General features: G+C 59.1%; 6 protein-coding genes. 1 reads left to right on the top strand and 5 read right to left on the bottom strand.

The features are described 5' to 3' along the window. Positions 1-88: 88 nt before the first annotated feature. The 5 genes from AB0P14_RS02640 to AB0P14_RS02620 form a co-directional block, all read right to left on the bottom strand. Entirely contained in the window at positions 89-6,307 is a 6,219-nt protein-coding gene (locus AB0P14_RS02640) for a ThuA domain-containing protein (protein WP_363837338.1), read from the bottom strand. 630 nt (positions 6,308-6,937) lie between these two features. After that, positions 6,938-8,176, bottom strand: a complete 1,239-nt coding sequence (locus AB0P14_RS02635) for an ROK family transcriptional regulator (RefSeq protein ID WP_363837336.1) — start codon at positions 8,174-8,176, stop codon at positions 6,938-6,940. Positions 8,177-8,304: 128 nt separating this feature from the next. Then, entirely contained in the window at positions 8,305-9,306 is a 1,002-nt protein-coding gene (locus tag AB0P14_RS02630; protein ID WP_363837333.1) for a sugar phosphate isomerase/epimerase, read from the bottom strand. 50 nt (positions 9,307-9,356) lie between these two features. After that, complete coding sequence (locus AB0P14_RS02625) at positions 9,357-10,505, bottom strand: Gfo/Idh/MocA family oxidoreductase (protein WP_363838152.1); 1,149 nt, start codon at positions 10,503-10,505, stop codon at positions 9,357-9,359. Between the two features lie 152 nt (positions 10,506-10,657). Next, positions 10,658-11,704 (bottom strand): substrate-binding domain-containing protein, encoded by a 1,047-nt coding sequence (locus AB0P14_RS02620; RefSeq protein ID WP_363837330.1) that lies wholly within the window; start codon positions 11,702-11,704, stop codon positions 10,658-10,660. A 292-nt stretch (positions 11,705-11,996) separates the two neighbouring features. Between AB0P14_RS02620 and AB0P14_RS02615 the strand changes: the two genes are divergently transcribed. After that, entirely contained in the window at positions 11,997-13,517 is a 1,521-nt protein-coding gene (locus AB0P14_RS02615; RefSeq protein WP_363837327.1) for a sugar ABC transporter ATP-binding protein, read from the top strand. The last annotated feature ends 73 nt before the right edge of the window (positions 13,518-13,590 follow it).

The following is a 13,590-nucleotide window of genomic DNA, read 5'->3' as shown; positions in this document are numbered from 1 at the left end:
CGACACAAGCACCCATGATGTTGGTTTGCACTACTGAATTACTACTGAATTACTGAACTGCTGTATTACTGCGTTGCCACTGGAACTGCTAGTGCCGCGTAGTTTCACGACGGCGCTTGGCCAGCAACATTCCCAGCCCTGCCAGCAGGATCAAGATCCCACCTGCCGTAGCCGGCCAGATGCTGGCACCGGTGTGGGACAGCTCTGAACCGCCCGAACCTGAACCCGAACCTGAACCGCCGGGCTTGGTGCTGCCCGGTGTGGTGTCACTCGGTGTGGGGCTTGGCGGAGTGCTCGTGCCAGGTGCCGGGGGAGTAACCACAGGATCAGTGGGGTCCACCGGAGGATCGGTGGGATCCACAACTGCGGCCGTCACGGTGAGGGCCTGGTTTGCCAGTTCCTCATCGCCCACCAGCGCACGAACGTGGTGTTCGCCCACGTCGGTGCTGGCCGGGATCTGCACCGTGGCACTGAAAGCGCCCTGTGCATCGGTAACCACAGTGGTCAACAGAACAGGATCAGAAGCCAGCCACAGCTCAATGCTGGTACCGGCCTCAAATCCGGTACCGGTGACGATGATGGACCCGCCCTGCTTCACGGTTGACACATTGAGGCTGAGAGCAGGATCCACCGGCTGCGGTGCGTCTGCTGCAATCTCAAGGGTCGCTGCGCTGCTGGCATTGCCGGCCACATCGATCGCCCGGTACTGCACTGTTACTGCCTCGGTGCCGGAAACGGTGAAGGCCTCCGAGTAGCTGATCCACTCTGTCTCGGCACCCACCAGGTACTCGAGGTGGTCAATGCCGCTCGTTGCATCCGATCCTTCCAAGGTCACCGTGCGGCCACTAGCCGAAGCCGTTGCCGCAGGTACCACGGAGTCGATCTTCAGCGTCATGGTCTCCGATTCCACAGCGAAGGTGCCGTCGGTAGCGCTGACAACAACTTCCGAGGTGCCCTGCTCAGCAATGGTTGCCGCGCCGGTAAAGGCAACGTCCGCACCGTTGACGCTCATGCCGTAGCTGAGCTCATCGGTGCCCGTGGTGGTACCCACAGCCGTGAGGTCCACCGCCCTCGTGTACCAGCCGCCAGCACCGTTAGGCGCTGCCGGATCCAGTGTCACATCGAGGGTGATGATGGGATCTGCCGGATCAACCGGTGCTGCCGGGACGTTGAGAGCCCCTTCAACACTGATGTTTCCGGCCGCATCGGTTGCGCGGTAAGCAATGCTCTGCGCTGTGCCGTCAAGTTCGACGGCGGCCACGTACGCCTGCCATTCACCGTCACCAATGCGGTACTCAGTGGTGGCGACGCCGCTTGTAGCATCGGCTGCCGTGATGGTCACGGTGCGCGGAGTAGCTGCGGCTTCCAGAACGGCAGCGACGGTGGGAACCGTCTTGTCGATCTTGAGGGCGAGCGTTTCGCCATTGACAGTGTCCTGGCCTGGGGCCGAAGCGCGGAAGTCAATGGTGTGTTCACCGTCTTCGGTGACGAGCAGCGGTGCGGTGTATTCGCGCCAGAGCGTGCCATCGAGGTTGATCTCACGGTAGACGGTGCTTTCGCCGCCGCCTTCTGTGTGGACCGTGACGGCTACGTTCTGCTTGAACCAGCTGTTGCTGCCATCAGGTGTTTCCGGTGAGGTGGTGGCACTGACCGTGACTGGTTCCACGGCCTCGTTGCCAACAACGTGGAAGTAGTCGAACCGGGCCGTTGCGGAGCTATCGCCCTGCTGCGGATTGCCCAGCGCGTACAAGCCCACAGTGGCGCTCGCAAGTGCCGGGTTGACCATGGTGTCAGCGAAAGCAGTCCAGTCGGTTCCGTTAATGGAGTACCAACCGGTTAAGGTGTCACCGGTCTTGCCCAGTCGCAACCAGACAACACCATCGGCCGGGGCCGTGGCATTAGGCTGCGGGTTCTGAACCACGCCGGCGATCTCACTGCGCATTTCCAAACCGCGAGTAACGGCGGAACCGGCAGTGTTGGTTGCCAACATGTCGACCTTGACGTAGTTGTCATCATCTACGTAGAGGATCAAACCACCCTGCTGGTAGCCGCGGTCAAACGCGGAACCATCCAGCTTGGTTTCCACAACCCAGTCACCTTCCGGCTGTGCCTGAACAATGAAGTTCTGCACACCCGAATCGGCGCCATAGATATCGAACGGTGAGGTGTCGATCTCCAAACTTCCATCGGAAACTCGGTAGCCACTAGCGTCCTCGTTGACGACGCTCCAACGGCAAGCGTCCAGTGAAGCTCCACCAAACTCGTCATTGGGTGTGTCAACAACCGCAGTTGAATCCGGGGTGATGTGGAACCAATCGAAGTTGGCGTCGATCACATCGGCAGTGGAAGCGGTGTTGGCAAAAGCCATGACGCCGATCCGTGGGTTGGTCATCCCGGCCAGTGACTTGGTCTCCGGCATTGACGTGAAGCTCACGCCGTCCGCCGAGTAAGCCGCTGTCAGGTTGCTGCCATCGCTAGCCATCCGGACGTAGTACGTGTCCGGGAAGTCAGCGCCCAGGTTGGCGGTGTTGGAGGCGGCTACCTCGTTGGGTTCGCCACCTTCTTCGACAACGAACTGGAAGATCCGTTGTGCAGCATCGGATCCACTGCTACGTCCCTGCAGTGCCATCTTGGCGTAGTTGTCATCGTCTCCGTAGACAACCAATCCCGCCTGCTGGTACTGATTGCGGGCTTCGAAGGTGACCTTGGTAGTTGCCTGCCATGCGCCATCAGGAAGATCCTGCATGACAATGTTGGGCACGGTACCCTCGCCGGCACCGTAAATGTCAGTCTTCGTTGCCGGGATGGTGAGGTGGCCGTCGGCTACATGAGCGTCCTGGTTGGGACGGACAATGCGGTTCCAGCGGCTGGCGTCAAGGTTGGCGCCGTCAAAGCCGTCGGAGCGACCGCTAAAGCACTTGCCTGCTCCGGGAGCGGTGACCGTGATGGTGACCAATTCCTCGGTGTAGGCGCCGCCTTCATCAGAGGCCCGGACCGCCAAGGAGTACGTGCCCGGAACAGTGTAGGTGAACTGTTCAGAAGCTGTGCCCTTGATGAATCCTTCGCCGGTTCCCTGGTTCCACATGAAGGTGACTTCGCCACCGTCGGGATCGGTTCCGGTCGCGCTCGCATCAACCACTAGTGGCGTGCTGCCAAGTCGCGGTGTTGCTGTGAGAACCACATCCTTGGGTGGGCTGTTGGCGTCTACGCCGGCGCCGAGCCATTCGAAGTAGTTGTAGTTTGCCCCGCCCACGGTTTGGACGAGGAACAGGGTTCCGGTTTCAGCCGGCAGGTTTTCCAGGTCAATGGTGAAGTCCTGGTATTCCTGCCAATCACCGGTGTTGGGGAAGGTGACCTCACCCAAAACCGGACCATCAGGGGCGTTCCAGCGCATTTGCACCGTGCCGCCATCGGCGGCGTCTGAGGCAATGCGCATGGTGACGCCATTGATTCCCTTGAAGTTGACCGGTGTGTAGGACCACCAGTCATTGGCCTCAACGTAACTGACGTTCTGGCCACCGCCCTTGACGTCAGCGGTGGTTTCCACCTGTACGCCTTCACCGTCCGCGCCGGTTCCACCAAGGGCACCGGTCTGGTCGAAGAACTCTGCCTGGAAATGCTTCGGGTTCAGGATGTTCAGTCCGTAGCCTGTCAGCGGAATCCCGGCTGCACCGCCGTCGTCCGTGTAACGAATGTCAACAACCCAGAAAATGTTGGATTCAATGCCGTGTCCGGCATCGCGTGCGGTCTTGATGGTTCCCTCACAACCGCTGAGCTGCTGCATGGGGTGCTGGTGCGAATCGTGACCCAGTGCCGGAAGCACCTGGACACGGCTGCAGTCGATCGGGCCTGCGGCGTCGGGATCATTGATCTCAACCTTGTAGGAGACATCATCACCCCAGCTGAAGAATCCGCCACTTTCGGGGAAGGTGATGGAGACGGTGGGGATTTCATTTCCCACCACAATCGGGATGCTGGCAAAGGCTTCCTTGCCATCCTCATCGGTCACCGTCAGCGTTGCTGTGTAAGCGCCGTTGGCTGTGTAGGTGTGGCTCGGGTTAGCCTCCGTGCTAGCAGGGGTGCCGTCACCAAAGTCCCAGCTCAAGGAGATGGGCTTGGAGACGGGGTGGCGGGTGCCTTCCGAAGAGAACTTCACGTCCAGGCTCGGGCCGGGACCGTGGGTCACATCCGCGGTGGCTTTTGCAATCGGGGACGGTGATGCCTGGACATAGTCCACGCGGTAGATGCCGGAGTTTTCCGTGTTTCCGCCGAAGTCCGAACCCCAGTCCACAACGTACATGGAACCGTCAGGACCAAATTCAAAGTCCATCGGCTTACTAAAGCCCTTGTTCGGATCGAAGATCTGCGGAAGCATGCGGTTGATGTCCACAATTTCGGTGTGCAACGGTGCTGTGGCAGTGTCCTCATTCAGTTGGAATGAGTACATCTTGCCCTGGTTCCACTCGGCAAACATTGCCTTGCCGTCCCAGTATTCGGGCCACTTCGTGTCCGAATCCAGTTCGGGATCGAACTGGTACAGAGCTCCCGCCATGGGGGCGCCGCTGTTACCGATCTCCGGGTAGGTGGCGGTGGTGCCATTCTCTGTCCACCACTGGGGCTCAATAACTGGTGGCAGCGTGGTCAGACCGGTGTTGTTCGGGCTGTTGTTGATGGGGGCGTTGTGGTCAAACTTTGCTCCGGAAGCTTTGGTATCAAAGTTGTAATCGTTGTAGCAGGTGAGGGCAACGCACAGCGGCCAGCCGTAGTTTCCGGCTTCGGAGAGGATGTTCCACTCCACTGAACCACCGGGTCCGCGGTTGGCATTGGCGCTGCCGGCGTCGGGACCGTAATCGGCTACTAGATAGTTTCCGGTGTAGGGGTCAAGGCCAATACGGAACGGGTTTCTAAAGCCCATGCCATAAATTTCTGCGCGGGTTTTATCTGACGCTGCAAAGAGATTGCCTTCCGGAATTGTGTAACCGCCGTCATCTGTCGGCTTGATTCGCACGATCTTTCCGCGCAGATCGTTGGTGTTAGCGGAGGTGCGTTGGGCGTCGTAGTCTGCACGGCCCGGGCGTTCGTCAATCGGTGAGTAACCGTCTGATTCAAACGGGTTGGTGTTGTCCCCCGTGGCGAGCACCAGGTTGCCGTCTCCGTCAAAGAGCATGTCACCGCCGGCGTGGCAACAGGTGTTGCGCTGCGTGGGGATCTTCAGAACGGCGATCTCGGAGGCAGGGTCAAAGGTCCCTGACGCCGAGTTGTAGGTGAAGCGTGAAATGCGGTTGTGTGGACCGTCCGCACCAGGATCAGTGGGGGACCAGTAGAAATAGCCCCAACCGTTCATGGCGAAGTTCGGATCCAGCACAGCTCCCAACAAGCCATCCTCATTGGCGAGGGTGACGTTGAGCTTCAACGCTGTGGTGGTGTCATGAGTGACGGGGTCAATGCGCTGAACCCGGCCGTCACGCTCTGCATAAAAGACAGTTTTATTTGGTGCGATGGCCAACGCCATCGGGTTGCCAGTGTTGTCATCGAGGGTGACGAGTTCGTAGCTGCCGCTCTGGCTGGCGGCGCAATCGGCGTTTTCAACGCCGGCTGCCGTCTTGATGCCGCCGAGCAGGTGACTGACGAACTTTTCATCAACGTAAGATTCCTTGGTGTGACCGCCTCCGGTGTACCAGGATCTGCCGCCTTCATAGTTCTGGCACCAGGCGATGGGGTGGTCGGTGCCCATGGTGCCGCCGGTGTAGGTACTCTCATCCAGTGACATCAGTACATGGGCGGTGTCGCGGGTGCTCTTGTTGAAGCTGTACCACTCATCGAAACGGTCCCAGGTGTCGCCCAGACCAACAGTAGAGGGATGGACGTGATCCTCCACCTTGACGGAGGCGTTCTGGGGTGCGGGGTGGCCGGCGAAGTAGGCGCCCACCAGGCCGCCATACCAATCCCAGGTGTATTCGGTATCTGAGGCTGCGTGGACGCCGGCGTAGCCGCCGCCCGCTTCAATGAAGCGCTCGAAGGCCCCTTGCTGGTCCTCGTTGAGGACATCGCCGGTTGTGGACATCCAAATGACCACGTCGTAGTTTTTGAGGTTTTCATCGTTGAAATCCGCACCGTCTTCGGTGGTGTCAACGTCGAAGTTGTTTTCTAAACCGAGCTTTTCCACTGCGGCAATGCCGGCCGGGATGGCATCGTGCCTGAATCCGGCGGTTTTTGAGAATACTAGCGCCTTGAAATCTGATTCCGGCAGCTCATCTGCCATAGGAATCAGCTCAAGAGGTGCGGCACTAGCAGCCACTGGTCCCATAAAGAGACTAGAGGCAACTATGCCAAAAGCGGCCACCGTAGCAATGGCACGAGACCGCCATTGTTTTGGGGGAGGTTGGACAACACTGTGCAACATACTTCTCCTCGGTTCGGTGCATTCGCTGAACCCAGATGGATTCGGCGCTGACACGTACCGGGCAGCCCCCGTTATTCAACGCGCATATCACGGGTCGTGCCGACGATACTCGCTGGAGCCTATCAACGCTATTTGTTGTGTATCAATACATAATTAATTAAGGAGTCCCTTTGGATGGTCCGACATAAAAACCGCTTAAAAACAGGATAAAGTCAAGGGTATTTCTAGAATGTTCTAATTTTTTGCAAAAGGAGACATTTCTGTTTTGGCGCTTTAGTTCAGAATCAACACATATTTCATGTGGCGCGGAGAGCCGAGCCTAGGAACGTTTCTCGGGGCTCGGCTGTAGAAGATTCACGCACGACGCCGGGCCCGCTCACCTGGGCTGGACCACCACGGAGTGGGCGGGGCGCAGGGTGGCAGGGCACAGGGCGGCGATGGGCAGGGCCAAGGGCAGCCAGGCGGACCCGGCGCAGGGCAGCGTCAGGACACCTCTTTCGCGTCAGGACGCAGGTAACCTGACGGGGCCAGGTGTCAGCTGATCAGCGCCTCGGGCTCGGCGATACTGGCCGGGTCTGCCAGCACCGAGGCAAAAGCCAGCTGTGCCGCACCCACCAGCAGTAGATCAAGACCCAGTACGGCACGGACAATGCGGACGTCCGCATCAGGGCCGGTCATGGCCTTGGCCTTGACGATCTCTTCCATGCGTTCGGGCTCGGTGGCGTACAGGGTGCCCAGGAAGCCACCCAAGATGATCAACTCCGGATTGAAGACATTGACAATGCTGCACAGGGATTCGCTCAGGTACCCGACCTGTTGGTGGACTAGCTCTAGAATCTTCGGCTCGGGCCCGCCGGGACGGGAGAATTGTGCCAGCAGGGTGCTATCGAGTTTTTCAACCTCGTTGCCACTCAAATCCAATGCCGCCAGCAAGGGTGCCTGGCGTACTTCAGTTTCGAGACAGCCTTGCCGTCCACAATGGCAGGTGAGGCCGTTTGAGTTGACTAGGCCGTGGCCAAATTCGCCGGCAAAACCACTGGTTCCCAGTAGCGGATGTCCGTCAATGGCAATGCCGCCACCAATACCGCTGGCGCCGCCGTTGAGGTAAATGTGGTTGCGTCCGCCGCGGCCTGCGCCAAAGGTACTTTCGGCCATGAGCCCGGTGGAGGCATCGTTTGCAGTAGTAACGGGCAGCTTAAGTGCGGCGCTGAGCATGGCCGAGAACGGGACGCCATGCCAGTCAAGGTGCGGTGCGGCAACCACTTCACCATCAATTTCACGTACCAGCCCGGGGACCGCCACGCCAACGCCTACGGTACGGAAAGAACTATCCAGCTCACCACGCATGCCAGCTACAACGGCTGCCACAATGTTGATGACTTCCTCAGGGGTGGGCACACGGGCAGTGTCATAGCGGATGCGCTTGAGGACGCGGCCGGACAGAGAGACCAAACCGATGGTGACGGCGTCGACCTCTGGATTGATGGCGATCGCCACAACGTCCTCGCGAGGCACAATGATGGGACTTGGGCGGCCGGCATGATGTGTCATGCCGGGCTCTTGTTCTTCCACAAGCCCCAACTCAACGAGTTCGGCGACAAGACCAGCCACCGTGGACCGGTTCAGGCCTGTTGCGCGGGTGACATCAGCTCGCGACAAGCGTCCACGAACATGGGCCAGGTTCAAGACAACGGCCAGGTTGTTCCTGCGGACGTCATCAAGGTTATTGCCCCTGCGTACAGTCCGAGGAGCTGGAAGATCTGGTACTGCCACTTAAACCACCTCTTTCGGCACACTTGTGGAGGAGAAAACTTGCAAGCGGCCCGCTCCATATTACCCGAACGGCGCGTTACCCGAACGGCGTGGGAGTTGGAGCGGACCGCTGATCACTGCTGGGCCAGCTACTGGGCTTTGAACGCGGAGTCGAAGGCGGCATCCGGGGCAGCAAAGGCGTTGCGTTTGACGAAAGCCAGTGCCTCGGGTGCGCCCAACAGCCTGTCCATACCGGCGTCCTCCCATTCCACGGAGATGGGTCCGTCGTAGCCAATCTGGTTCAAGGCGCGGAAGCTGGCCTCCCAAGGAACATCGCCGCGCCCCGTGGAAACAAAGTCCCAGCCCCGGTTCAGATCTGCCCATGCCAAGTGCGATCCCAGCACACCGTTGCGGCCGTTGCCCAGACGTAGCTTCACATCCTTGCAGTCCACATGGATGATCCGGTCAGCGAATTCCAGAATGAAATCGACAGGATTCAGCTGCTGCCACATGAAATGGCTCGGATCCCAGTTCAAGCAGAACGCCTCACGGTGACCAATAGCTTCCAGCGTGCGCTTGGTGGTCCAGTAGTCATACGCAATTTCACTGGGGTGAACCTCGTGAGCGTAACGCACGCCCACCTCGTCAAAGACGTCAAGGATCGGGTTCCAGCGGTCGGCGAAGTCCTGATATCCGGCGTCGATCAGTTCCTGTGAGACCGGCGGGAACATGGCCACATATTTCCAGATGCTGGAACCGGTGAAGCCAATGACTGTCTTCACCCCGAGCTTCGCGGCGAGCCGGGCAGTGTTCTTCATTTCCTCGGCAGCGCGTTGGCGCACACCTTCGGGATCGCCGTCGCCCCAGATCGCATCGGGGAGGATGTCACGGTGCCGCTGGTCGATGGGATCATCGCAAACAGCCTGTCCTTTGAGGTGGTTGGAGATGGCGTACACCTTGAGGTTGTACTTGGCCAAGAGGGCCAGTTTCTCGGCGATGTACGCTTCGTCATCCCACCGCGAAGGGTCTAGATGATCGCCCCAGCAGGCAATTTCAAGCCCGTCGTAGCCCCAGCCTGAGGCCAGTTTTGCCACTTCTTCAAGGGGCAGGTCGGCCCATTGGCCGGTAAACAACGTGATCGGTCGGCTCACTTGCGTCTCCTGTTTCTTGGTGCTCTTGAATGGGGTTAAAGGAATTTCGGTTAGAGGGTGGTCCAGATGCTGTCGGCCGCCGCGCTGGCTTCCACGGCCGCAAGGACTTGCTGCACCTGCAGTCCGTCAGTGAACGACGGCGTGGGTGCGGTGGCGCTGGCAACGGCCTGAACGAAATCCCGTACCTGGTGTGAAAAGCCGTGTTCGTAGCCGAGCATGTGCCCGGCCGGCCACCACGCGCTGATGTAGGGGTGCTCGGGCTCAGTCACCAAAATAGTGGTGAAGCCCTGCTCAGTGGCAGGTGCGCTCGCATCGAAGAAATCTAGCTCATTGAGCCGTTCCAAATCGAAGCTGATGGCGCCTTGGGAACCAGACACTTCGATGCGCAAGGCATTCTTGCGTCCCGTACTGAAACGGGTGGCTTCAAAGGAGCCTAGGAAGCCATCGTCCTTGGATCCAAATCGACCCGTGAAAAGGGCCAAATCATCGACAGTGACGGCGCCCCGGCCTTCCGCCGCGGTGCCGGAGAGGCCAGTGGAAGCTGCGGCAAGCGGACGTTGCGCCACAATGGTTTCCATGGTGCCGCTGACAGAGCTCAGCTCCACACCGGTGATGAACTGGGCAAGATCGACGGCGTGCGCCCCGATATCTCCCAAGGCGCCTGATCCTGCGCGATCCTTTTGCAACCGCCAGCTGAGCGGGCTGTTCTCATCCATTAGCCAGTCTTGCAAGTAGGAGGCACGGACCTGGCGGATCTTGCCGATCCGGCCAGCGGCAACCATGTCACGGGCCAGGGTAGCTGCGGGCACCCGACGGTACGTGAAACCCACCATGGAAAACGCCCCCTTCTTGGCGCCACGTTCGGCAGCCTCAGCCATTGCTTTGGCTTCTGCAACCGTATTCGCGAGGGGCTTTTCGCACAAGACGTGCTTACCGGCGTCGAGCGCTGCAATGGCAATTTCAGCATGAGAATCGCCGGGGGTGACGATATCAATGATGTCAATGTCCTCGCGGGCAATGGCCTCACGCCAGTCAGTTGAGGTCTCTGCCCAGCCCCACTGTTGCGCAGCCGCCGCGGTTTTCTCGGGGTCCCGGGCAACCAGCAGTGTCATCTCGGGTGTAGCGTCCAAGTCAAAAAACCGTGGGGCTACGCGCCAGCCCTGGGAGTGAGCCGCACCCATGAAGCCAGCCCCGATCATGGCGACCCGCAGTGGGCGTGGTGAGTCAGACATGAAAAACCTCTCTGAGTTCTTAGTGGTTGAACCAGTGCTACTTTAAATACTTGTCAATGCTGAAGAGCGGGGCGTCCGTGACAGCATTTGAGTGCTGTCACGGACGCCCCGCAGTCAGGCTAGGAAGCGAACGCTGCGCCGATGTACTGGTCCACGTTGTCCTTGGTGACTACCGGGGCATCGAGCACAATCCGGTTCGGGACACCCTTCGTGATCAGGTCTGTGACCACTTCGCCCTGAGCGATCAATCGTGCCAAGGCAATGCCGTCAGCTGCCTGGGTTGACGGGTAGATGACCGTGGCCCTCAAGACCGAGTCGCCAGCCTTGATGGATTCCATGGCGTTCTTGGAACCGGCGCCGCCGACCATGAAGAACTCGCTGCGGTTGGCGGCCTGGATAGCAGCCAGCACGCCGATGCCCTGATCATCATCGTGATTCCAGACGGCGTCGATCTTGGGAGCAGCAGCCAACAGCTGCGAGGTGGAGGCTTCGCCGCCCTGGACGGTGAAGTCTGCGGCCACGCGGTTATTGACCTTCAGGCCACAGTCCGCAAGGGCTTCCTTGAAGCCGCGGCTGCGGTCCTGTGTCAGGGGCAGGCTGTCAATACCGGCGATTTCGGCAACCACGGCGTCCTTCTTACCGTCGAGCTGCTCACAGATGTAGGTGCCGGCGCTGATACCCATGCCGTAGTTGTCGCCCAAGACTGTGGTGCGGGCGGCGAAGGTGCTGCTGAATTCGCGGTCGACGTTGATGACGGGGATGCCGGCTTCCATGGCCTTGATGGCTACGTCGGTCAGTGCGGCGCCGTCGGTGGGCAACATGACGATGGCATCAACCTTGTTGTTGATGAAGGTTTCAATCTGGCTGATCTGAAGGCTCGCATCGTTGGTGCCTTCGGAAACTACCAGTTCTACGTCGTCGAACTGTTTGGCCGCATCAAGAGCGGCGCTATTAATAGCGCCCAGCCAGCCGTGGTCAGCTGCGGGGCCCGAGAAACCAATGGTGATCTTGCCGCCGGGAGCCTTTGACTCTTGGGTCTGGCCCGCGCTGCTGGTTGTTTCACTTTCGGGTGTCCCCGGGGTGCAAGCGGTGAGCAGACCGCCAACAGCAAGCAGGGCTCCTGATGTCATGAGCAGCCTGTGGCGAAGTGAACGATTTTGACGCATCTTTTTTCCTCCAAAGTTATTCAGACCCAGACGGTCCAATGTGGGGTGGTGCGAGTCGCCGCTGCGGAGGGAAAATCATCAGCTGGGGAGTTGGCTCGAGGCTGTGATGTCCACTTTGACGTCTAAAGCAACATAACAGGCATTTTTTGAATTTACTAGGGATTTGGAGAGAACTTTTACCGTTCCGTTATCTGTTTCATGTGTATTCCAACAAACTAGATTCCCGTAACTTTCAGGGAACAGTCGCAAAAAAACCCGTGCACAATCGAGTTTTTACTGTTATGTTGCCTTTATGATCAATGTTGCCCATGACGGTCCTCTGCTGACCGTACGCTCCCTGACCAAGGGATTCTCCGGCGTCCAAGCGTTGAAGGGTGTGGACCTTGAGGTTCGCCCAGGCGAAGTCCACTGCCTCTTGGGCCAAAATGGCGCCGGTAAATCCACTCTCATCAAAACCCTTTCCGGGTCCTATCAGCCCGACAGTGGCGATATCGTCTGGCAGGGCGAACACGTCACCATAGCCAGTCCGTTAGACGCCATCGAGATGGGCATTGCCACTATGTACCAAGAGCTCGATGTGGTGGACGGGCTCACCGTGGCGGAGAACATCTTCCTTGGCCACGAACACGCCAAGGCCGGAGTCATCGACCGGCGCACCAGCATCAAGCAGGCGCGGCAGTTGATGGAGCGTCTAGGCCACAACAACATTTCGGCTACTCAAGAAGTGGGCACACTTTCGGCAGCCAATAAGCAGATTGTCAGCATGGCCAGAGCACTGTCCCACGACACCAAGCTGATCATCATGGATGAGCCCTCCGCAGTCCTAGACTCCGACGAGGTCGGCAACCTGTTCCGTGTAGTGGAGGACTTGAGTGCCTCCGGTATTGCGGTGATCTACATTTCCCACAGGCTTGAGGAGATCCGCAAGATTGGTGACCGCATCACCGTCATCAAGGATGGGCGCACAGTTGCCACGAACCTTCCAGTCGAGACCACCCCTACCCAGGAGCTCATCAAGTTGATGACGGGCAGGGAAGTCAAAAACGTCTTCCCAGAGGCTCGGCCACTTCCCGAAAACGCTGCCGTCATTTTGGAAGTGCAGGACCTGGCACTTGCCGGGGTCTTCACAGGTGTCGGCTTCGATGTCAGGGCCGGCGAGGTTGTTGGTTTGGCCGGGCTAGTGGGTTCAGGCCGCTCGGAAATCCTAGAAACCATCTATGGCGCGCGTAAGGCTTCCGCCGGCACCGTGAAAATGTCCGGAAAGACGGTAGCGCCTGGTTCGGTGTGGGCCGCAGTGAAATCGGGGATGGGACTTTCCCCTGAGGAGCGCAAGAGCCAGGGCCTGATTCTGGACGAGCCGATCTACCGCAACATCACCCTGGCAAGCTTTGCCCGCTGGGCTACCGGTGGCTTCGTCAATGAGAAAGCTGAGCGGGAAGTTTCACACCAGCAGCTGGAATCGTTGGAACTGCGGCCCGCCGAACCAGACAGGATTACCCGCACCTTGTCGGGCGGGAACCAACAAAAGATACTTCTGGCGCGGTGGCTCCTGCACGGGACAGATCTACTTCTGCTCGATGAGCCTACCCGCGGTGTTGATGTTGGCGCACGTGCCGAGATTTACGCCTTGATCCGCAAGCTTGCCGACGCCGGGACCGCCGTCGTCGTGGTCTCCAGTGAAATCGATGAGGTGCTCGGTCTATCGGATCGGGTCCTGGTGATCGCTGATGGCCGTGTCATCCATACTTCCCCCGCAGCCGCCATTGACGAGCACGGGGTGCTCGACTTGGTCATGAAAGGATCTGCAGCATGAGCGAAAATAACGTATCCATCGACGTCGCCGAGGATAATTCCCCGCCGCATAATGCTGGCGGGAACCGCAGCGG

The sequence above is a fragment of the Specibacter sp. NPDC078709 genome (genome assembly GCF_040686795.1).
Taxonomy (GTDB): Bacteria; Actinomycetota; Actinomycetes; order Actinomycetales; family Micrococcaceae; genus Specibacter.
This window is presented reverse-complemented; position numbering and strand designations above follow the sequence as displayed.